This window comes from Pseudoclavibacter chungangensis (assembly GCF_013410545.1).
Classification (GTDB): domain Bacteria; phylum Actinomycetota; class Actinomycetes; order Actinomycetales; family Microbacteriaceae; genus Pseudoclavibacter; species Pseudoclavibacter chungangensis.
In genome coordinates this window covers 1,153,802-1,175,265 of the sequence record NZ_JACCFV010000001.1, presented here as the reverse complement: position 1 = coordinate 1,175,265, position 21,464 = coordinate 1,153,802, and the positions used below count along the sequence as shown (strand labels likewise).

At 71.0% G+C, this 21,464-nt stretch carries 20 protein-coding genes; 6 read left to right on the top strand and 14 right to left on the bottom strand.

Annotated features, from left to right (window positions below; all coding sequences use genetic code 11):
* Positions 1-169: 169 nt before the first annotated feature.
* Positions 170-1,024 carry a DUF4870 domain-containing protein gene (locus HNR16_RS18750; RefSeq protein WP_225737841.1) on the top strand — a complete coding sequence of 285 codons (855 nt, stop codon included), beginning with the start codon at positions 170-172 and terminating at the stop codon, positions 1,022-1,024.
* A 73-nt stretch (positions 1,025-1,097) separates the two neighbouring features.
* On the opposite strand, the gene hemW is transcribed toward HNR16_RS18750, so the two are convergent.
* A complete protein-coding gene (hemW, locus tag HNR16_RS05240; protein WP_158040523.1) occupies positions 1,098-2,309 on the bottom strand; it encodes a radical SAM family heme chaperone HemW in 1,212 nt (403 codons plus the stop codon).
* Positions 2,310-2,385: 76 nt separating this feature from the next.
* Here hemW and HNR16_RS05235 point away from each other — a divergent pair, with 76 nt between their 5' ends.
* The 3 genes from HNR16_RS05235 (at position 2,386) to HNR16_RS05225 (ending at position 5,460) form a co-directional block, all read left to right on the top strand.
* Positions 2,386-3,339, top strand: a complete 954-nt coding sequence (locus HNR16_RS05235) for a TIGR01777 family oxidoreductase (protein WP_158040439.1) — start codon at positions 2,386-2,388, stop codon at positions 3,337-3,339.
* Positions 3,340-3,445: 106 nt separating this feature from the next.
* Positions 3,446-4,561, top strand: a complete 1,116-nt coding sequence (locus HNR16_RS05230; protein WP_179558112.1) for an FAD-dependent oxidoreductase — start codon at positions 3,446-3,448, stop codon at positions 4,559-4,561.
* The gene (locus HNR16_RS05225; protein WP_158040441.1) at positions 4,558-5,460 is read left to right on the top strand and encodes a sigma factor; all 903 of its coding nucleotides are present in this window, start codon (positions 4,558-4,560) and stop codon (positions 5,458-5,460) included. Before HNR16_RS05230 ends, HNR16_RS05225 begins: the two co-directional genes overlap by 4 nt.
* Positions 5,461-5,523: 63 nt before the next feature.
* Here HNR16_RS05225 and HNR16_RS05220 read toward each other — a convergent pair whose 3' ends face one another.
* From HNR16_RS05220 to HNR16_RS05200, 5 genes are all read right to left on the bottom strand, one after another.
* Positions 5,524-5,988, bottom strand: a complete 465-nt coding sequence (locus HNR16_RS05220) for a hypothetical protein (protein ID WP_158040442.1) — start codon at positions 5,986-5,988, stop codon at positions 5,524-5,526.
* The gene (gene dapB / locus HNR16_RS05215) at positions 5,985-6,716 is read right to left on the bottom strand and encodes a 4-hydroxy-tetrahydrodipicolinate reductase (protein ID WP_158040443.1); all 732 of its coding nucleotides are present in this window, start codon (positions 6,714-6,716) and stop codon (positions 5,985-5,987) included. The genes HNR16_RS05220 and dapB overlap by 4 nt, the downstream gene beginning before the upstream one ends.
* A gap of 110 nt (positions 6,717-6,826) precedes the next feature.
* The gene (locus tag HNR16_RS05210) at positions 6,827-7,606 is read right to left on the bottom strand and encodes an alpha/beta fold hydrolase (RefSeq protein ID WP_158040444.1); all 780 of its coding nucleotides are present in this window, start codon (positions 7,604-7,606) and stop codon (positions 6,827-6,829) included.
* 56 nt (positions 7,607-7,662) lie between these two features.
* Positions 7,663-8,265: a histidine phosphatase family protein gene (locus HNR16_RS05205; protein ID WP_158040445.1), complete on the bottom strand. Its 603-nt coding sequence runs from the start codon at positions 8,263-8,265 to the stop codon at positions 7,663-7,665.
* Positions 8,266-8,267: 2 nt separating this feature from the next.
* Complete coding sequence (locus HNR16_RS05200) at positions 8,268-9,608, bottom strand: M16 family metallopeptidase (protein ID WP_158040446.1); 1,341 nt, start codon at positions 9,606-9,608, stop codon at positions 8,268-8,270.
* A gap of 135 nt (positions 9,609-9,743) precedes the next feature.
* On the opposite strand from HNR16_RS05200, the gene HNR16_RS05195 reads away from it, so the two are divergent.
* Positions 9,744-10,265 (top strand): YbhB/YbcL family Raf kinase inhibitor-like protein, encoded by a 522-nt coding sequence (locus HNR16_RS05195; RefSeq protein WP_158040447.1) that lies wholly within the window; start codon positions 9,744-9,746, stop codon positions 10,263-10,265.
* An 85-nt stretch (positions 10,266-10,350) separates the two neighbouring features.
* Here the strand turns inward: HNR16_RS05195 and HNR16_RS05190 are convergent, their stop codons facing one another.
* The 7 genes from HNR16_RS05190 to HNR16_RS05160 form a co-directional block, all read right to left on the bottom strand.
* Entirely contained in the window at positions 10,351-12,603 is a 2,253-nt protein-coding gene (locus HNR16_RS05190; RefSeq protein ID WP_158040448.1) for a polyribonucleotide nucleotidyltransferase, read from the bottom strand.
* Between the two features lie 249 nt (positions 12,604-12,852).
* Positions 12,853-14,013, bottom strand: a complete 1,161-nt coding sequence (metB, locus tag HNR16_RS05185; RefSeq protein WP_158040449.1) for a cystathionine gamma-synthase — start codon at positions 14,011-14,013, stop codon at positions 12,853-12,855.
* Positions 14,014-14,124: 111 nt separating this feature from the next.
* Positions 14,125-15,117 carry a polyphosphate kinase 2 gene (ppk2, locus tag HNR16_RS05180; RefSeq protein ID WP_158040450.1) on the bottom strand — a complete coding sequence of 331 codons (993 nt, stop codon included), beginning with the start codon at positions 15,115-15,117 and terminating at the stop codon, positions 14,125-14,127.
* A gap of 103 nt (positions 15,118-15,220) precedes the next feature.
* Positions 15,221-15,490, bottom strand: a complete 270-nt coding sequence (gene rpsO, locus HNR16_RS05175; RefSeq protein ID WP_158040451.1) for a 30S ribosomal protein S15 — start codon at positions 15,488-15,490, stop codon at positions 15,221-15,223.
* A 123-nt stretch (positions 15,491-15,613) separates the two neighbouring features.
* Positions 15,614-15,985: an FKBP-type peptidyl-prolyl cis-trans isomerase gene (locus tag HNR16_RS05170; RefSeq protein WP_158040452.1), complete on the bottom strand. Its 372-nt coding sequence runs from the start codon at positions 15,983-15,985 to the stop codon at positions 15,614-15,616.
* Between the two features lie 121 nt (positions 15,986-16,106).
* Positions 16,107-17,954, bottom strand: coding sequence for a PrsW family intramembrane metalloprotease (locus HNR16_RS05165; RefSeq protein WP_158040453.1), 1,848 nt, complete (start codon positions 17,952-17,954; stop codon positions 16,107-16,109).
* Complete coding sequence (locus HNR16_RS05160) at positions 17,951-19,207, bottom strand: PrsW family intramembrane metalloprotease (protein WP_158040454.1); 1,257 nt, start codon at positions 19,205-19,207, stop codon at positions 17,951-17,953. The genes HNR16_RS05165 and HNR16_RS05160 overlap by 4 nt, the downstream gene beginning before the upstream one ends.
* A 149-nt stretch (positions 19,208-19,356) precedes the next feature.
* Here HNR16_RS05160 and HNR16_RS05155 point away from each other — a divergent pair, with 149 nt between their 5' ends.
* Complete coding sequence (locus tag HNR16_RS05155; RefSeq protein ID WP_158040455.1) at positions 19,357-19,887, top strand: hypothetical protein; 531 nt, start codon at positions 19,357-19,359, stop codon at positions 19,885-19,887.
* Positions 19,888-19,959: 72 nt separating this feature from the next.
* Here the strand turns inward: HNR16_RS05155 and HNR16_RS05150 are convergent, their stop codons facing one another.
* Positions 19,960-21,459, bottom strand: coding sequence for an aspartate ammonia-lyase (locus tag HNR16_RS05150; RefSeq protein ID WP_158040456.1), 1,500 nt, complete (start codon positions 21,457-21,459; stop codon positions 19,960-19,962).
* Between the last annotated feature and the right edge of the window lie 5 nt (positions 21,460-21,464).

Sequence of the window (21,464 nt, the reverse complement as noted above, 5' to 3'; positions counted from 1 at the left end):
CTTCACCGCTGACTGGCACTCCATGCGCCAGAGTGCCAATCCTATCGCGCCACGGCGAGCGTGCCGTGTTCCGACTCGTGGCATGCTGATGCCGACGGCTTCGGAAACGGCCGTCGTGGAGCACAGCACCACGGCATCCGCGGATGCCGGATCGAACGAGGGGATCCCCGTGTCCGACCCACTGAACCACAACGATTCGCAGCCGAACGGCACGAACGGGCAGGATGCCGGCGGCCCGTACGGCTCGCAGCCCGGCGCTCCCGCCGACCCACAGGTGTCCGCTCACGGCGCAGCGCCGACGACCGGGGCGCCGCCGGACATCCGGAAGAACGAGGCCGCACCTGCCGCCTCGACCCAGCAGGATTCATCGTTCGGCGCCCCGCCGCAGCAGGGCTCGCCCTCTGGCGGGCAGCCGCAGCAGGGCTCCCCTTACGGCGGGCAGCCGCAGCAGGGCTCCCCTTACGGCGGGCAGCCGCAGCAGGGCTCCCCTTACGGTGGACAGCCGCAGCAGGGCTCCCCTTACGGTGGCCAGCCGCAGCAGGGCTCCCCTTACGGCGCCCCACCCCAGCAGGGCGCACCGTACGGCGGCCAACCGCCCTACGCCGGCCAGCCGCCCTACGGTGGCCAGCCGCCCTACGGTGGCCAGCCGCAGGGCTCGCCGTACGCATCCGCGCCCGCCGACGCGAGCCAACGACAGATCGGCATGTTCGCGCACCTGCTCAACATCGTGGGCGTGCTCGGCCCGCTCATCCTGTGGCTCGTCACGCGCGACCGGGGTGGCCTCGCCGACAGCGAGGGCAAGGAGGCGACGAACTGGGGCATAACGGTCGTCATCGCCGGTGCGGCGATCGGCGTCCTGAACGTCATCGTGACGTTCATCATCCCGCCGCTCGCCTTCGTGGTCGTCTTCGCCGGGTTCGCACTGTCCATCCTGAACATCGTGTTCGCGATCATGGGCGGCGTCCAGGTGAACAGCACGGGTCGCCCCTACCGCTACCCCTGGACGTTCCGCTTCATCGCCTGACCACCAGCGTCCGCGGACGCCCGTGGACGATCCACCTCGCGCGTCGCCCCGTCGGGGCGGCGCGCGAGCTGGTTCACACGAGTCTGCGCGCGATCGCGTCGGCCATGAGCCGCCCGCGGAGCGTCGGCACGAGTCGGCCGGCGAACGCCGCGGGGGCCTCGACGAGGCCGTCCGCGATGAGGCCCGCGACGGGGCCGCGGTCGTCGAGGAGCGACACGTCGAGCCCCTCCCGCAAGCGGACGCCGAGCATGATGCGCTCGAATCGCTTGGTGGCCTCGTCGAGCACCTCACGACCGACCGCGGGCGTCCGGCCCGCGGCGAGTCGCTGGGCATAGGCCGCGGGATGCTTCGCGTTCCACCAGCGAACGCCACCCGCGTGCGAGTGCGCGCCCGGACCGAAGCCCCACCAGTCGGCATCGCGCCAGTAGGAGAGGTTGTGTCGGGAGGGGCTCCGGCCGCCGAGCGACCAGTTGCTCACCTCGTACCACTCGAACCCGGCCTCGGCGGTGCGTGCATCCAGCACCTCGTACATCTCGGCGTGCAGATCGTCGTCGACCGGGGCGATCTCACCCCGCCGGATGCGACGAGCGAGCGCGGTTCCGCGCTCCACGATGAGCGCATAGGCGCTGATGTGGCCGGGTTCGAGGGCGATCGCGGCGTCGAGACTCGTCCGCCAGTCGTCGAGCGACTCGCCGGGTGTGCCGTAGATGAGGTCGACGCTCGTCTCGAGCCCGGCCGCGCGCGCCGCCGCGACGACCTGCGGCACGCGTGCGGGGTCGTGCGTCCGGTCGAGGGTCCGAAGGACGTGCGGCACCGCGGACTGCATCCCGAAGCTCACGCGCGTCACACCCGCCGCGGCGAGTGCCTCGAGTCCCGCTGCGTCGATCGAATCCGGGTTCGCCTCGACCGTCACCTCGGCACCGTCGACGAGCCCGAACGTGTCGCGCAGGCCGTGCAGCATCCGCGCGAGGTCGCCGGGCGGGAGCAGCGTCGGTGTCCCGCCGCCGAAGAAGACGGTGGAGAGCTGACGCGTCGCGTCGACGTCCCCGAGAACGCGCGCCGCGAGGGCGATCTCGCGCAGCACCTCGTCGGGATAGCCGCCCCGTGTGGCGCCTCGCAACTCCTCGGCCGTGTAGGTGTTGAAGTCGCAGTACCCGCACCGCACGCGACAGAACGGGACGTGGACGTATGCTCCGAGGTCGCGTGCCGCGGCGCCGATCCCGGCCGATGCCGGGAGCGCGCCGTCGTCGGGGACGGGCTCGCCGTCAGGCGCCGCGCCCGGCACGTCGCCCCTCCGCATTCATCGACACGACGAGCCACACTACCCGGCCTCCAAGCAAGCGACGATTAGGCTCTGCAACATGACCCCGCAATCAGGTCGCCCATTGCACGTCGTCGTGTCCGGTGCCTCGGGCCTGGTCGGCCGGTCGCTCGTTCCCGAGCTCGAATCGGCGGGCCACCTCGTCACGAAGCTCGTGCGACGCGAGCCGACGCACGAGCGCGAGCGCCAGTGGAACCCCGGCGCCCGACAGCTCGACCCCGCACTCATCGACGGTGCCGACGCGATCGTCAACCTCTCCGGTGCACGCCTGAGCAGGCTCCCGTGGACGTACAACGTGAAGAAGGAGATCCTGCGCTCGCGCGTGAACTCGACGCTCACGCTCACGACCGCCATGCAGCAGGCACGCGTCGCGCCGCCAGTCCTGCTCAACGCGTCCGCGAGCGGCGCCTACGGTGACCGGCCGGGCGAACGACTCACGGAGGACGCGCCCCGGGCGGACGACGGGTTCCTGCCCCGCGTCGTGGAGCGCTGGGAGGCCGCGGCCGCGCGCGCCCCGGAGGGCACGCGTGTCGTGAACCTGCGCACGGGGCTCGTCGTCGGGCCGGGCGGGTTCCTCGCCGTGCTGCGCTCGCTCGCATCGCTCGGGTTGCTCACGCGGCTCGGCACGGGCGAGCAGCACTGGCCGTGGGTGAGCCTCATCGACGAGGTCCGCGCGATCCAACACCTCCTCACGAGCGGCCTCCACGGGCCCGTGAACCTCGCGGGACCGACCCCGGCGACGGCGAACGAGGTGCTCGACGACCTCGGCTCGGAGCTCAATCGGCCGGTCGTCCTGAAGACGCCGTCCCAGGTGATCGACTTCACGCTGCGAGAGGCCGGGCGTGAACTGTTCCTGTCCGATCAGCTCGTCGTCCCGCAGGCGCTGCTCGAGGACGGATTCGTCTTCCGCGACACGACCGTCGAGCAGGCGATCGGCCGCGCCCTCCGCAGCCCGCAGCGCGTCGAGGAGGACGACGAGGGCGGCCCGCTCTGAGCGACACGCCGTCCGACACGCCGACGGTCACACGACGGCGATTCGCGGTGTCCCCCTCGTGACGGCGTCCGACCGGACGACGATGCGACGTGGAACGGAGCGGATCATGACCGGACGGACGGACCGGAGCGACGCGGACGACGAGCGCGCGATCGTGGTGGGGGGCGGTTACGCCGGCGTCACGGCCGCGAACCGGCTCGCTCGACACGGCGCTCGGCCACTGCTCGTCACGGCGCGGCCGCACTTCGTGGAGCGCATCCGACTGCACCGCGTCGCGAGCGCCGACCGCCCGCACGCACGCGTGCCGTTCGATGCGCTGCTGCGTCCCGACGTCGAATTGCTCGTGGCGACCGTCGCTCGCGTCGATGCGGCGGATCGGCGGATCGTCCTCGACTCCGGGGCGGAGCGACCGTTCGGAGCGCTCGTGCTCGCGGTCGGATCAGGCGCGCGCACCGTGTCGAGCGGGGTGCACTGCGTCGACGACGAGTCCCACGCCGAACGTCTCGCCGGAGCGCTCCGCGACCGGCCCGACGCGGTGGTCACGGTCGTCGGGCCCGGCGCGACGGGCGTCGAGCTCGCCTGCGCGCTCGCGGATTCCGGTCGTCGCGTTCGCCTCGCGCGTGCAGCTCGGCTCGCCGCCGACCACCACGGGCGCGCACTCGCCGCTCGCCTCACCTCGCTCGGCGTCGCCCTCCTCGACGACGACGTGCCGCCCGTCGCGGCGGCGGGAGATCTCGTGGTCGACGCGACTGGGCTCGCGATACCCGCCCTCGCTCACGACTCCGGCCTGCCCGTCGACGACCGGGGCCGGGTGGTCGTGGACCGCTCGCTGCGTGTCCACGGCGTCGAGCGCGTGTACGCCGCCGGTGACGCGATCCTCGTGGACGGCCCGGGGACAGCACACCTGCGCCCCGCCTGCGCGAGCGCGATCCCCCTCGGCACGGCGGTCGCCGACGTCATCGCGCGGGGCCGACCGCGCGACGCGGTCCCCGGCTACGCGGCGCGGTGCCTCGACCTCGGCGACGGCCACGGACGCGTGCAGTTCGTGTCGCGGACCGACCGGCTCCTGCCGTTCGCGGTCGGCGGTCGGCTCGGTGGCATCGGGAAGGAGGCGATCTGCCGGTTCACGCTGCGGTGGATGCGCGCTGGTGCACCGTCGCCCCTCCCGTCGTGGCCGACGTCGCGCACAGGGGCCCTCGCCCGGACGACCGCGGGTGCGTGATCGCGTGCCCGACCACTCCGTTCCGCGCTGCCGTCGACGAGTTCGAGCGGCACCGCCCGCGCAGGCTCGCCGCCGCCTACCGGGTGACGGGCTCACGCACCGATACCGAGGACGTCGTGCAGGACGCGTGGTTGCGATGGGCGGAGGTCGACCACGCCGGTGTCGAAGAGGCCGCGGCCTACCTGTCGGTCATCGCCTCACGGCTCGCCCTCAATGCCGTCCGGGCGCGCACGCGACGCCGCGAGACGTACATCGGCCCCTGGCTGCCCGATCCGATCGTCGACGACGACTCCCCGGAGTGGCGGCACGTGCACTGTGCGGGACTCGGGCACGCGCTCGACGTCGCGCTCAGCCGGATGGGCCCCGAGCAGGCCACCGCGTTCGTGCTGCGCCGCGTGCTCGACCTCGACTACGACTCGATCGCCGCGGTGCTCGACACCTCGCCCGCGGTCGCCCGCCAGCTCGTCTCACGTGCCGGCCGTGCCGTCGCCGACCTCGAGCGCGGGGACGTCGATTCGCGCGTGTACCGGGACTCGCGGGCACTGCAGGCGCTCCTCGACACCCTGCTCCCGGGCGACGTCGCGCACGTCGCGGCGCTCCTGTCGGCCGGCTCGGTGCTCTACTCCGACGGTGGTGACAGGGCACACGCGGCACGTCGGCCGATCGTCGGCCGCGAACGGATCGTCCGCTTCGTCGTCGGCATCTCGTCGCACGAGGGCGTTCGTGTGCGCCCGGCCGTCGTGAACGGGAGCGCGGGGCTCCTCGTCTGGGAGGGCGATCGACTGACGACGACCGTCACCCTCCGACTCGCGCTGGACGGGCTCGTCGAACAACTCTACCTCGTGCGCAACCCCGACAAGCTCGCGGGCATCGACGTCGATCCCCCGCCAGCGCGGTGACCTCGACATCGTGGCCACCGCACGGTGATGCGGTGCCGCGGGAGCGGCGGGCGGCTCGTCGGATCAGGCCGCGCGACCCTCGTCCCGTTCGAGGGCGATCGCCCGTCGGACGGCGCCCCGTGCCCGGCGACGGTCACCGGAGGCGTCGTAGGCGAGCCCGAGCCGGTACCACGTGCGCCAGTCGTCCGGTTCGGCCTCGACCTCCGCGCGCCAGCGCGGGAACTCCTCGTCGGCGGCCCCACGCTCGGGCGCACCGCTCGCGCGCTTGGGAAGGTCGTCGACCGGCAGCGCGTCCTCCGCCTCCATGCGGCGAAGGAGGTGCGCGGCCTGGAACCCGAAGAGCACCTCACGGCCCACGAACACGGCCGCGGCGACGGGGAAGACGATGAGGACGACGCCGATCGCGACACCGATCGGGTCCGCCTTCGTGATGAGCAACCACGAGAACTGCAGCGTCAGCACGAAGTAGAGCGCGAGGCAGACGACGATGATCCCGACGCTGATCGCGGCGCCGCGCCCGGGCTTCATCGGGCGGCCCCGTCGAGTCCGAGCAGCGCATCGAGCCCGACGGTCACCCCCGTCGAGTCGGGTGCGGCGAGGAGCGCCGTGCGGATGCCTGCGAGGTAGGCGGACTGGTCGAGGGTCTCGTGGCGGATCTCGAGCAGCTCGCCCGTCCCGCCGAAGAGCACGCGCTGTTCGGCGACGACCCCCCGCAGACGCAGGCTGTGCACGGGGACGCCGTCGACGACCTCGCCGCGTGCTCGCTGCTCGGCGGCCGGGGGGTCGAGTGGCGTGTCACGCGCGGCGGCGATGCGCTCCGCGGTGCGCACGGCGGTGCCCGAGGGCGAGTCGACCTTGCGCTCGTGGTGCGCCTCGAGGATCTCGACGCTGTCGAAGAACCGCGCGGCGGTCGTCGCGAGGTGCGTCGCGAGGACCGAGCCGAGCGAGAAGTTCGGCACGACGAGCACACCGCGGTCGGCGGGCACCCGCTCGGCGAGCGCGCCGATGCGCGTCGCGTCCCAGCCGCTCGTGCCGATCACGACGTCGAGGCCGCCCTCGAGTGCCACGTCGACTGCCCGCTCGGACACGTCGAGGCGCGTCACGTCGATGAGGACATCGGCTCCGAGCATCGCGTCGAGCGAGTCCGCGCTCGACAGCGCCGCGTGCAGCGTGAACGCGTCGTCCCGGTCGATGAGTTCGAGGATGAGTCGGCCCATGCGGCCGGTTGCGCCGGTGACGGCGACAGCGATCGTCATGCCTCCAGGGTAGGCCCCCGCGAGCTCGCGTCGCGCCGCTCCGCGCCGGTGCGGCCATCGGGACTCGGTCCTGGCGCACCGGTCGGCGTGACGCCCGTGGCCGTGCCCGGTCAGCGCGGGTCGTGATCGGCGAGGAAGCGCGCGACACGCTCGTGGACCTCCGGACGGCCCGCCCAGTACGCGTGCCGCGCCCCCGGCACGAGGAACGACTCCGCGTCGGGAACACGCGCCGCGAGGATCGCGGCGTTGCGAGGATCGGCGAGAGGGTCGTCGGTGCCGTGCAGGACGAGTGTGGGCACGCTGATCTCCGACGGTGCCGGTCCGTCCCGCCGATCCGACGCGTCGCCGTGGACACACATCACCCGCGCATCGTGCGGTGCGGGCACGATGCGCCCGGCCTCGTCGGGGTGCGCGGCGATCCAGGCGTCGGGGAAGAAGAGTGCGGCGAGCGCGCCGGGATCGCCCGCGGCGAGCGCCGCCGCTCCGCGTTCGGGTCGTGGCGGGCCGGACTCGTCGCCCGTGCTCGCGCCGCCGACGACGAGCGAGACCACGCGATCGATGTGGCGCGCGCCGAGCCACTGCGCGATGCGTCCTCCCATCGAGTGCCCGTACACGTGGACCCGCTCGATGCCCGCGTCGTCGAGGACGGTGATGACGTCGTCCGCGAAGTCGCTGGTGGACCACCCCGGACGGAGTCGTGCCACGGACCCGCCCGTCCCGCGATGGTCGAGCAGGACGAGCGTGCGATCGGCGAAGGACCACGTCACGCCGTCCCATGCGCGATGGTCCAGGCCGCGCCCCTGGACGAGCACGAGCGGTGGTGCGGGGGCCGGCCCCGGCCGGACGTGGTACTCGATCAGGCCGCCGTCGTCCGTCGTCGCGAAATTCATGACGCGATGCTAGGTGCCCCCTCCGACACGCGGCCCCGTCCCACGGAGGCTCGAGGTCAGACGGGGAGGTCCCAGCCGACACCGGTGCGGAGCGCGGGTTCGAGGTGCGAAGCGTCGTTGTGCACGAGGAGTTCGGTCGGCTTCGCGGTACGCACCCGCAGGATCGTGAGTCCGCAATTGTGCTGTTGGAGCCCGAGCCAGCGCCACGTGGGCGCCTCGAGCACGTGACGGACGAACCACCCGATCACGAAGTTGTGGGTGACGAGCAGCGTGTGCGTGTCCTCGCGCGTCGAGGTGAGGAACGTCTCGGTCGCGTCCTCCATCTGCGCCTGGCCCGCGTCGATCGTCGCCTGCGGGATCCCCGCGAAATAGCCGTCGTACCAACCGGGGGTGTCCGGCGTCCGCCCCGAGGGGATGCAGTCGAACAGGAGCGTCGACTCCGTCACGGGCGGCCCCTGCAGGTACTGGCCCATGACGTCGGCCGTCTCGAGCGCCCGATCGAGCGGCGAGGTGCGCGCCGTGTCGAACGGCACCTCCGCGAGCCGCCGTCCGATGAGGTGCGCCTGCGCGCGTCCCCGATCGGAGAGGTGACCGTCGACGATGCCGTGCTCGGCGTCCTGCTGCTCACCGTGGCGGACGAGGTAGACGTAGTGCGACACGTTCAGCGCTCCAACTCCGCCCGAGCATCGGCGGGCAGCGGTCCCACGGCAGCCGCGACGAGCGGCCCGTCGAAGAGCTCGCCCGCGAGCGTGCGCACGTCGTCGAGCGTGACCGCTTCGACGCGTTCGAGCGCCGCGTCGAGGTCGAGCAGCTCTCCCGTGTGGATCTCGGATCGCCCGAGCCTGGACATGCGCGAATCGCTGTTCTCGAGCGCGAGCGCACTCGCACCGGCGGTCGCGCCCTTCGCGTCGGCGAGCTCCTCCTCCGTGACGCCGTCGGCGACGAGTCGCTCCGCCTCGGCCCGCATGACGCGCACGACCTCGGCGGCCTTCGTCGGCGCACAGCCGGCGTACATGCCCTGCACGCCGGCGTCCGAGTGCGAGCCGCCGAACGAGTGCACGGAGTACGCGAGTCCGCGTCGCTCGCGCACCTCCTGGAACAGGCGCGAGGACATGCCACCACCGAAGACGTGGTGCATGAGGCCGAACGTGTGCCGGCGCGGATCGGTCGACGTGATGCCGTGGCCACCGACGAGCAGGTTCACCTGTTCGAGCGGACGGTCCACGACGTCGAGCCGACGCGCGGGCTGCGGGTGCACGTCGACGGTCGAGCGCCGCGCGAGCGGCACCCCGGGCGTCTCGAGGTCCCACCCGCCGGCGCGCAGGCCCGCCTCGATGCGCGCGACCGCGGCGTCGTGGTCGACCGCGCCCGCGATCGTGATGACGAGCTCCGTCGGGTGGTAACGGTGCCGGTAGTAGTCCCAGACCGCGTCCCGGGTCGTGGCCCGGATCGAGTCCGGTGTGCCGCCGATCGGCCGGGCGAGCGGGTGGTCGCCGAGCGCCGTCTCGTAGAAACGGTCCCAGACGACGTCGCCCGGATCGTCGTCCGCCATGGCGAGTTCCTCGAGGATCACGCCGCGTTCCATCTCGAACTCGCCCGGTTCGAGGAGGCTCGAGGTGACCATGTCGGCGAGCACGTCGATCGCCATCGGCAGGTCGACGTCGCGGATCTTCGCGTGGTAGACGGTGTGCTCGCGGCTCGTCGCCGCGTTGTGCTCCCCGCCGACGCGATCGAACGCGACGGCCACGTCGTACGCGGTCCGCGTGGGCGTGCCCTTGAACAGCAGGTGCTCGAGGAAGTGCGTCGAGCCGTACTGGTGGGGCTGCTCGTCGCGGGATCCGACCGGCACCCAGAACCCGACGCTCGCGCTCAGGGCCCCGGGCACACGCTCCGTGAGCACGCGGACACCGGACGGCAGCACGGTCCGTCGGAACTCGGCACCACCCGACAGCTCGGCTCGGATCTCGGGCGTGGTCAGTGGGAGGGCGATCGCGTGCGGCACCCGTCCACCCTATGCCGTGCCGGGGGACGGACGGCGCGCGGCGACCCCCTCGGTGCTGAGTGCCCGCCCGGCAGGCGGACCTACGATGCTCACGACGGTCGCCCACCGGCGGCCACCCGATCGAGAGGAGTCCAGATGGCCAACGATCCGTACGCCCAGCTCGCACCGGTCCCGGAGATCGCGGTCCGCGCCCCGTTCCCCGACGGTGGCGCGCTGCCGCTCGTGAACGCCGCGCCGTCGCACGGTGGCGAGGGGCGCTCGCCCGCACTCGAGTGGGATCCGGTCGAGGGCGCTGCCGCCTATCTGGTCTCCGCCTACGATCCCGATGCGCCGACCATGAGCGGTTTCTGGCACTGGATCGTGAAGAACGTGCCCGCCGACGTCACTGCACTCCCCGAGAACGCGGGCTCCGGCGTGGAGGGTGCGCTGCCCGACGGCGCGAGCGCCGGCCGCAACGAGGCGCTCGGCACCGAGTACCTCGGCGCGGCGCCACCCGCCGGCCACGGCCCGCACCGCTACTTCTTCACCGTGCAGGCACTCTCGGCACCCCTCGACGTGCCGGACGATCTCACGGGTGCGCGCGTGCACTTCATGGCGCGCGAGTCGATCATCGCGCGCGGGCACGTCATGGGCGTCTTCGAGCACCCCGGCGACTGAGCCGCGGAACGCCGATGCGGCGACCGGATCCGTGGATCCGGCCGCCGCATCGGCGTTCGGGGCGGACGCTGCCGCCCGGCGACGATCAGGCGTCGGCGTCGGCCGCGTTCTCCTCGGGCTTCTCGTCCTCGAGGACGGGAGCGAGCGAGAGCTTGCCGCGGTCGTCGACCTTCGTGATCTCCACGAGGATCTTCTGACCGACACCGAGCACGTCCTCGACGTTCTCGACGCGCTTGCCGCCGGCGAGCTTGCGCACCTCGGAGATGTGCACGAGGCCGTCCTTGCCCGGGAGGAGCGAGACGAACGCACCGAAGGTCGCGATCTTGACGACCGTGCCCAGGTACTGCTCCCCCACCTCGGGGTTCGTGACGTTCGCGATCGCGTTGATCGCGGCCTTCGCGGCATCGGCCGAGGGGCCGTCCGTCGCACCGATGAACACGGTGCCGTCGTCCTCGATCGAGATGTCCGCGCCCGTGTCGTCCTGGATCTGGTTGATGATCTTGCCCTTGGGCCCGATCACCTCACCGATCTTGTCGACCGGGACCTTGACCGTGATGATGCGCGGCGCGGTCGGGGCGAGCTCGTCCGGCGTGTCGATCACGGCGTTGATCGCCCTGTCGAGGATCTGGATGCGGGCGTCGTGCGCCTGCTGGAGCGCGCCGTGGAGCACGCTCGAGGGGATGCCGTCGAGCTTCGTGTCGAGCTGCAGCGCGGTCACGAACTCCGAGGTACCCGCGACCTTGAAGTCCATGTCGCCGAGCGCGTCCTCCGCACCGAGGATGTCGGTGAGGGTCGCGTAGCGCGTCTCGCCGTCGACGTCCTCGGACACGAGGCCCATCGCGATGCCCGCGACGGGTGCACGCAGCGGCACACCGGCATTGAGCAGCGAGAGCGTCGAAGCGCACACGGAGCCCATCGACGTCGACCCGTTCGAGCCGAGCGCCTCCGAGACCTGGCGGATCGCGTACGGGAACTCCTCGCGCGTCGGCAGCACCGGCACGAGCGCGCGCTCGGCCAGGAAGCCGTGGCCGATCTCGCGACGCTTCGGGCTGCCGACCCGGCCGGTCTCACCGGTCGAGTAGGGCGGGAAGTTGTAGTGGTGCATGTACCGCTTCGAGGTGACGGGCGAGAGCGAGTCGATCTGCTGCGCCATCTTGAGCATGCCGAGCGTCGTGACGCCGAGGATCTGCGTCTCGCCGCGCTGGAAGATCGCGGAGCCGTGCACGCGCGGGATCACGTCGACCTCGGCGTCGAGCTGACGGATGTCCGTCACGCCGCGACCGTCGATGCGCTTGCCCTCGCGGAGGATGCGACCGCGCACGACGACCTTCGTGACGGCCTTGTAGGCCGCCGAGACCTGCGAGGCGATCTCGGCCGGCAGCTCGCCGGCCTCGATCTTCGCCGCGACGGCCTCCTTGACCTCGCTCTTGAGCGCGTCGTCCGCGTCCTGACGCTCGACCTTGTCGGCGATCTGGTAGATCGGCACGAGGCGGTCGTACGCCAGCTCGGCGACGACGTCGTACGCCTCGCTCGAGTAGGGCAGGAACAGCGGGTACTCGACCGTGGCACGGTTCGCCTGCGCGGCGACCTCGGCCTGGGCGCGCACGAGCTGCGCGAGGAACGGCTTCGCCGCCTCCAGCCCCTGCGCGACGACCTGCTCGTTGGGCTTCGTCGCACCGTTCTTGATGAGGTCCCACGAGTGCTCGGTGGCCTCGGCCTCGACCATCATGATCGCGACGTCCTCGGTGCCGTCCGCCTTCGTGACGACGCGGCCCGCGACCGTCAGATCAAAGACGGCCTGCTCGAGCTGCTCGCTCGTGGGGAACGCGACCCACTGCTCACCGATGAGCGCGACGCGCACACCCGCGATGGGGCCGGAGAAGGGGATGCCCGAGAGCATCGACGACATCGACGCCGCGTTGAGCGCGAGCATGTCGTAGAACTCACCCGGCGCGATCGAGAGCACGGTCACGACGACCTGCACCTCGTTGCGCAGGCCCTCGACGAACGAGGGGCGCAGGGGGCGGTCGATGAGACGGCACACGAGGATCGCGTCCGTCGAGGGACGCCCCTCGCGGCGGAAGAACGAGCCGGGGATCTTGCCCGCGGCGTACGAGCGCTCCTCGACGTCGATCGTCAGGGGGAAGAAGTCGAAGTTGTCCTTCGGGTGCTTCGAGACGCTCGTGGCCGACAGGACCATCGTCTCCTCGTCGAGGTAGGCGACGGCCGAGCCCTGCGCCTGCTGGGCGAGGCGGCCGGTTTCGAAGCGGATGGTGCGGGTGCCGAACGAGCCGTTGTCGAGGACGGCCTCGGCGGCCTTGATCTCAGGACCTTCCAAGGGTCCCTCCTTTGCATGCTGGCGCGCAGGAGGGCAGGAAACCAGGAATCGGATGATCCAGGCTGATCGTCAGTGGTGGCGCTCCGGGGAATCGACTCCGGCGGACCACCACCGAGGATCAGCAGCCTGCCACCCCACGCACGATGAGATGGATTCGGGCGTCATCCTACCAGTCGGGCGGTCGGCGCCCCCGATCGACGCGCCTCGCCGGTCCGGACGCGGCGCCCCGGCGCCGTCGGGCGAGGGCGCTCAGCGAGCGCGGTCGAGCCCCGCGAGCAGGTCGGCGACGAGGTCCTCGGCCGTGTCGATGCCGATGGAGAGCCGCACGAGCCCGCTGCCGATGCCGGCGCGCTCGCGTGCCTCGGCGCTCATCGACGCGTGCGTCATGGTCTCGGGGTGTGCGACGAGACTCTCCACACCCCCGAGCGAGACGGCGAGGCCGAAGAGCTGCAGACCGTCGAGGAAGCGCGCGACCGCATCGCGTCCGCCCGCGAGCTCGAACGAGACGAGCGCCCCGTAGCCGTCCTGCTGACGGCCGGCGAGATCGTGCTCCGGATGATCGGGCAGCCCCGGGTAGTGGATCGCGCTCACCGCGGGGTGGTCCGCGATCGCGGCGACGACGGCGGCCGTGTTCTCGAGGTGTCGGCGCCAGCGCACGTCGAGCGTGCGCAGGCCGCGCAGCGCCTGGTAGGCGTCGAAGGGGCTCCCCGTGACGCCGAGCACGTTGCCCCAGTGCCGGAAGCGCGCGTGCAGCTCGGGGGTGCCAGCGACGACGACACCGGACACGAGGTCGCTGTGTCCGTTGAGGAACTTCGTCGCCGAGTGCACGACGATGTCGGCGCCGAGCTCGAGCGGCCGCTGACCGAGCGGGGTGAGGAAGGTGTTGTCGGCCACGACGAGCGCACCGGCCTCGTGCGCGGCGGTCGACACGGCAGCGATGTCGGTCAGGCGCAGCAGCGGGTTCGACGGGGTCTCGACCCAGACGAGGCGCGGCTTCGCCGCCGCGATGCGCGCGGTCAGGCGCTCAGTGTCGGTGGCGTCGACGAACTCGACGCGCAACCGTCCCTCGCGGGCGAGCGTGTCGAACAGCCGCCACGTGCCGCCGTAGGCCTCCTGCGGGACGAGCACGAGGTCGTCCGGCCCGACGAGCGAGAGCACGACGAGTGAGCTCGCCGCCATGCCCGATGCGACGACCGTGCCACCGGCGCCGCCCTCGAGCTCCGAGACGGCCTCGCCGAACAGATCGCGCGTGGGGTTCGAGGAGCGCGTGTAGTCGTGTTCCCGCGGCTCCCCCAGCGACTCGAACGTGAACGTCGAGGTGAGGTACAGCGGGGGCGCGACGGCACCGTGCACGGGATCGACGTGGAATCCGGTGTGGAGGGCGCGCGTGAGCCGCGACGGTTCGGTCATGGCCATCACGGTAGCGACGGCGCGGCGGCGCGACCGGATCACATGACGTCGGATGACGCGTCCGCCCGGGCGCGCGGTGCGCGACCGGGCGGACGATGCCGACGGGGTGACTCAGGCCGACGGGCGGTCGCCGACGAGCTCGCTCGTGACCGGGAACTCGCCCGTGGGGCGCTCACCCTGGTCGTAGATGGTGCGGGGCGATCCGACGAGCAGCGGATCGGGCGCACCGACGAGGTGGGTGTCCTTCGCGGGGTAGTCGAACTGCGCGAGGACGTGACGCATGGCCTCGAGCCGCGCCCGCTTCTTGTCGTTCGAGCGGACGACCGTCCACGGCGACTCGGCGATGTCGGTGTAGAAGAACATCGCCTCCTTCGCCTCGGTGTACTCGTCCCACTTGTCGAGCGAGGCGAGGTCGGTGGGGCTCAGCTTCCACTGCCGGACCGGGTCGTCACGACGCGCGGCGAAGCGACGGAACTGCTCCTCGCGGCCGACGGAGAACCAGAACTTGACGATCGTGATGCCGGAGTGGACGAGCATGCGCTCGAACTCGGGCGCCGACCGCGTGAACTCGAGGTACTCAGTCGGCGTGCAGTAGCCCATGACGCGCTCGACCCCGGCGCGGTTGTACCAGGAGCGGTCGAACAGGACGATCTCCCCCGCCGCGGGCAGGTGCTCGACGTAGCGCTGGAAGTACCACTGCGTCTGTTCCTTCTCGGTCGGCTTCTCGAGCGCGACCGTGCGCGCGCCACGCGGGTTCAGGTGCTCCATGAACCGCTTGATCGCGCCGCCCTTGCCCGCCGCGTCGCGCCCCTCGAAGATGATGACGACCTTCTGGCCCGTCTCCTTCACGTGGGTCTGCAGCTTCAGCAGCTCGATCTGCAGCAGGCGCTTCTGCTTCTCGTACGCGCGGCGCGAGAGCTTCTTGTCGTACGGGTAGTCGTGGCGCCACTCGTCGCCGAAGGCGTCGCCGCCGCGGAGCTCGGCGAGCTCGTCGACCTCCGGCGTGTTGTCCGGCGTACCGGACGTGTCCACCGTGAAGCCCGCGGACCCCGGTTGCTCCGGCTCGTCGGCCGGGATGTCGCTCGTGTGATCGTCACTCGTCATACGGCAATTCTACGCACCGTAGAAGTTCCGGCGCGACCGCTGCGGCACGGCAGGGACGACGACGGCCCCCGCCAGGAGGCGGGGGCCGTCGGGAGTCGTGAGGCTATCGGCGCAGACCGAGTCGCTCGATGAGCGAACGGTACCGCTCGATGTCGACGTCGGCGAGGTAGCCGAGCAGTCGACGACGCTGACCGACCAGCAGGAGCAGGCCGCGGCGCGAGTGGTGATCGTGCTTGTGCGACTTGAGGTGCTCCGTCAGGTCCTTGATGCGCGTCGACAGGATCGCGACCTGGACCTCGGGCGAACCGGTGTCACCGGGGTGCGTCGCGTACTCATCGATGATGGCCTTCTTGACGTCCGGGCTCAGTGCCATATGTTCGGACCTCCTCCTGCTCGTTGCGCGGTGCTCGTCACCGAGTGTGCGAGCGCTCTTTCTCCGCGGCCGGTTCACGGCAACTTCACGAGTCTAGCACCTCGAGCAGGAGTCGGGTGACGATCAGCGGACGCCGAGCAGATCGATGACGAAGACGAGGGTCTTGCCCGAGAGCGGGTGTCCACCGGCCGTGCCGTAGGCGAGGCTCGGCGTGAGGATCAGCTTGCGGCGGCCACCCACGCGCATGCCGGGAATGCCCTCCTGCCAGCCCTTCACGAGCGCGGCGAGGGGGAAGTCGATCGGCTCGCCCCGGCTCCAGGACGAGTCGAACTCCTCGCCCGACTCGTACTCGACACCGAGGTAGTGCACCTTGACGGTCGAGGACGCGAGCGCCTCGGGGCCGTCACCGATGATGATGTCCTCGATGACGAGCTCTGCGGGGGCGGGCCCCTCGGGGAACTCGATCTCGGGCTTCGTGCGTTCGGTTTCACTCATGCCGTCATCCAATCGGTTCCGGCTGACAGTGCACCCCGCGACGCGCCGTCCCGGCCGGCCCGGGTCGTCCGCCGTCGGCGGAACGGCAGGTCTCGGCGCGCGATCCGGCGGGCCACGGGGGTCAGTGGGGCATGGGCGCCGCAGGGGCCTGCGCCCGCGTGAGCCGAACGCGTGACGCGACGATCTCGCGCAGCAGATCGCTCTCGTCGGCGAGCGCGCTCCCCCGGTCCGAGCGCTTGACGATGGCGTCCCTGACGTGTGCGAGCCGACTCGCGTCGACGATGAACTCACGCATCGCCCGCGCGACGTCCGGGCCCTGTCGCCGAGCCCACGAACGCGCGGCCGAGCGGCCGGCCATCGTCGTGAGCATGCCGACCTCCTGGGGCGAGAACCAACCGGCATCGGCGTAGTCGACGAGTCGCTCGCGGAGGATGCGCCGGTCCCGCCGCGCCTGCCGGACGAGAACGAGGATCCACACCACGAAGATCGGCACCATCACGACGAGGAAGTAGACGAGATAGCCGCCGATGATGCCACCGACGGTGGAATTGACGCTCGCGATGATCGTGACCCCGACGTTCCACAAGAAGTGGACGAAGATCGCCGGCGCGAGACCGATGAAGAAGAAGCCGATGATGCGCCCGACGCCACCGCGCTGCGAGGCGAGACCGATCGCGTAGCCCGTGAGCGAGGTACACAGTGGGTGCAGGAGCGGGAGGGCGATGCCTCGCACGACGAACTGGACGATGAAGCCGCCCGCGTCCTGCTCGAGCGAGCTCGAGAAATAGAGCACGTTCTCGGTGAACGCGAACCCCGCCCCCGCGAGTGCGCCCAGGACGAGACCGTCGTTGGGGCCGTTCACGTGGCGCCGTGCGACGAGACACAGCACGAGCACGCCGAGCCCCTTCCAGAACTCCTCGAACACCGGGGCCTCGGCCACAGACCCCCACCACTCCGGAATGCCGGGGAGGACGAGCTGGCGCAGGAGTCCGAACAACAGGACGGCCCCGCACGCGATCCCCCCGCCCCACGCGAGCGCCCCGAAGAGCATGAGCGGTGGCTCGGGTTCCCACCGATCGATGAACCACACGACGAACCACACGACCGCGAGCGGCAGGATCGCGGCGACGAGTGCGACGAGGAGCGGCCCGGGGCCCGATTGATACCCCGCGAGCACGAACACGAGCGCGATCGGGACGAACGCGACGGCCATGATGACGATCGAGACGACGATCATGCGGGTGTTCGCCCGCCGCGGGAGCGGCCGGAAGAAGACCGGTGCGACCGGTGCCGGGGCGGGTATCGGCGCGCCGCTCCACCGGGCCGGTCCGTTGGGCGATTGCATCTGCGGGTACGCCTGAGCGGGGTGCCCGTGGTGCCCGCCGACCCCGGGATGATCGATCTGCGGCTGCTGGGCGACGTCGGAGAGTCGACCGTGCTGGACCTGCTGACCGTACTGCGGCTGCTGACCGTGCTGGACCTGCTGACCGTGCTGCGGCCGCTGACCGTGCTGCGGCTGCTGACCGTGCTGCGGCTGCTGACCGTACTGCGGCTGCTGACCGTACTGCGCCTGCTGACCGTACTGCGGCTGCTGACCGTACTGCGGCTGCTGACCGTACTGCGGCTGCTGACCGTACTGCGCCTGCTGACCGTGCTGCGGCTGCTGACCGTGCTGCGGCTGCTGACCGTGCTGCGGCTGCTGACCGTGCTGCGGCTGCTGACCGTACTGCGCCTGCTGACCGTACTGCGCCTGCTGACCGTACTGCGCCTGCTGACCGTACTGCGCCTGCTGACCGTACTGGGCCTGCTGAGCGTGTTGCGGCTGCTGACCGTACTGCGGCTGCGCGGGCTGCTGTTGCCCGTGGCCCGGCGCTCCGGAAGGCGCGGTGTCACCGGCCGCGGAGCGACCTCGACCGTGTGGTCCGTCCTGGTCCTGCCCGTCGTTCCAGGCCATCTGCTCCCCTGTCATCGGTGGCCCGCGGAACCGTCCGTCGTGCCGTGTGCGGCATGCCCGCCCGCGCCGTCAGGGCGTCCCGCCGTGCGCGCCGGGACGCCAGCGCCGCCGCGCGCGGTCGACGTGCGCAATCGCTCGCGCCAGTACCGCACCTGTTCGAGGTGCTCGCGTTCGACGACACGACGATCGGGGTCGCGCTTGTTGACGCTCGCGCGCTCGCGCGCATAGGCGAGCCGGGTCGCCTCCACGATGAAGCTCGACAGTGCGTGATGCACCTGGCGCCCCTGCCCACGAGCCCATCGCAGCGCTCGCACGCGCGTGTCCCAGTCGACGAGCATCTTGACCTCGCCGGGCGTGAACCAGCCGGCGCGCTCGTACTCGCTGAGACGGTGCGCCGTGCGTGCCCGGTCATCGTCGACCAGCCGCAGGAGGAGCCAGGCCGTCGCGAGGAACACGGGCACCTGGACGACCGCGTAGAAGATGATCCAGCCGAACGGATTACTCGGGTCGACGCCGAGCAGCGGCAGCACGATGACGCTGCCACCGTTCCAGAACGCGTGCGCGATGACGGCACCGATGAGGCCCGCCACGAACGCTCCCGTAAGCCGGAGCGCGCCGCCTCGACGCGTCGCCCAGCCCAACGCCATGCCCGTGAGGCCCGTGAAGAGCACGTGCGCGAACGGTGAGAGGATGCCGCGCACGACGAGCAGCCACACGAACTCGAGCCCCGTGCCCCCCGAGTTCGCGAAATAGATGATGTTCTCCGTGAACGCGAATCCCGCGCCGATCATGGCCGCGTAGATGAACCCGTCCACGGGACCGTTGAACTCGCGACGCGCGATGAGCACGATGAGCAGCAGGCCGATGCCCTTCACGAGCTCCTCCGTCACGGGCCCCTGCACGAGCACCGAGAACGAGTCGACCTGTCCCTGCGTGCTGAGGTGCCGCGATGCGACGTCGAGCATGAAGTTGCCCGTGATGTACGTCCCCACGACCGAGGCCCCGGCGCCGTAGAGGAGTGCGAGCGCGAGCAGGATGCGCGGTTCGGGCTCCCACCGATCGAGCCACCAGACGGCCGTGAGCACGAGACCGAGCGGCACGAGCGCCGGGATCGCCATGAACACCGCCGCCGCCTGCAGATTGACGAGCAGCCAGGCGACGACGATGAGCGCGAACACGACGGCGACGCCGACGACCGCTCCCCAGACTCGCGGCATCTTCCGGATCGGCGGACGCGCGATGGCGCGATCGGCTGCGGGGCTCGTCATACTCGCTGCTCGGTCCTCTCCCTCGTCGTCGCTCCGAGACGGACGTCGTGGACCACGGCCGGGAGCGCAGGCCAAGCCTACGAGCTTCGACACCGGGTTCGTGGTCCGAACGGGGTTTCGATCATGCCCGGCGCGATAGATTGTGTCCCATGAAACGCTTCGTCTTCCTCCTCGGCGCCGCAACCGGCTACGTGCTCGGCTCTCGAGCGGGACGGCGTCGGTACGAGCAGGTGAAGTCCGCCGCGGGCGCGGTCTGGCGTAGCGCCCCGGTGCAGGCCTGCGTCGATGCGGCGCAGCGTGGTCTCGACGCCGCGACCCCGCGCATCCAGCGTGCCGCGCGGCGGTTCGTCGGCTACGTGGGCGAGGGCACGCAGAACCTCAGCGAACGCGTCACGGTGCAGGCCGACGATCTGCAGACGAGGGTCACCGACACCGCCGAGGACCTGCGGCGCCGCTCGGAGGATCTGCGCAAGCGCAGCGAGGAACAGCTCGAGGAACTCCGTCGCCGGAGCGAGGAGCAGCTCGAGGAGATGCGTCGGCGCGTCGAGGAGGAGGTCGAGCGCAGTCGCGAGGCGAGCGCGGAGAGCCTCATCCGGGCCGGGGACCTGCGCGACGAGGCGCTCGATGATCTCGCCGACGACGCCGACGAGATGCTCGAACCGGACGACCCTCGGCGCTGAATCGCGCACGAACGACGGGCGGGGCCGAAGCGATCGCTTCGGCCCCGCCCGTCGTTCGTTTGGACGGACCCGTCAGGACCGCAGGTCGTCGAGGTCGGCCGCGTCGAGTTCGCTCTGCATGCTGCGGATGAGCTCGGGCGACAGCACCGGGATCGCGCTCGTCTCGGTCACGTCACCCGACAGGATCGCGGGCTGCAGGATCGCGTCGACGCGCTCACGGTTGAGCAGTCCCCGCTCGACGACGAGGTCCGCGATCGACGCCTTCGACAGGAGCGCCTCCTTCGCGAGCTTCGCGGCCTCCGTGTACCCGATGAACGGCGTGAGCGCCGTCACGACGCCGACGGAAGACGACACCTGGTCGGCAAGTTTCGCCTCGTTCGCGGTGATCCCGTCGATGCAGTTGACGCGCAACGTGCGCGCCGCGCGACGCAGCCAGGTCGAGTTCTGCATGAGCGAGTGCAGCATGACGGGCTCGAACGCGTTGAGCTGCAGCTGACCCGCCTCGGACGCCATCGAGACCGTCACATCGGCACCGGCGATCACGAACGCGACCTGGTTGACGGCCTCCGGGATGACGGGGTTCACCTTGCCGGGCATGATCGACGAGCCGGCCTGACGGGCGGGCAGGTTGATCTCGCCGAGCCCGGCCTGCGGCCCCGAGGAGAGCAGACGCAGGTCGTTGCAGATCTTCGAGAGCTTCATGGCGGTGCGCTTCATGGCGCCCGAGAGCGACATGAACACGCCAGTGTCGCTCGTCGCCTCGATGAGGTCGGTCGCGGTGACGAGCGAGTCGTAGCCGGTGATCTCGCGAAGGTGCCGGATGACGGCGGGGGCGTACGCCGGATCGGCGGTGATGCCGGTCCCGATCGCGGTCGCACCGAGGTTGAGTTCGAGCAGGAGCGGCTTGATGTCGCGCAGTCGCTCGATGTCCTCGCCGACCGTCGTCGCGAAGCCGTTGAACTCCTGCCCGAGCGTCATCGGCACGGCATCCTGGAGCTGCGTCCGGCCGATCTTGAGGACGTGCTTGAACTCGCGCCCCTTCTGCCGGAACGAGTCCTGCAGCAGTGTGTACTCCTGCACGAGCCGGTCGACGGAGTGGACGAGACCGAGCTTGACGGCACTCGGATAGGTGTCGTTCGTCGACTGGGAGCGGTTGACGTGATCGTTGACCGACATGTACTCGTAGTCGCCGAACGGGCGCCCCGCGAGTTCGAGCGCTCGGTTCGCGATGACCTCGTTCACGTTCATGTTCGTGCTCGTGCCCGCACCGCCCTGGATGACCCCGACGATGAACTGGTCGAGCAGCTTCCCGTCGACGATGTCCTGCGCCGCGCGGTCGATGAGCTCGGCCCGCTCGGCATCGAGGACCCCGATCTCACGGTTCGCGCGCGCTGCCGCCTGCTTCACCTGCGCATAGGCGCGGATCAGGTCCGGATAGACGCTGATCGGACGGCGGCTGATGGCGAAGTTCTCCACGGCTCGCGCCGTGTGGATCCCCCAGTACGCGTCCGCGGGGATCTCCTTCTCCCCCAGCGAGTCGCGCTCGACGCGAAATTCCTGCTGCTCGGCCATTCGAC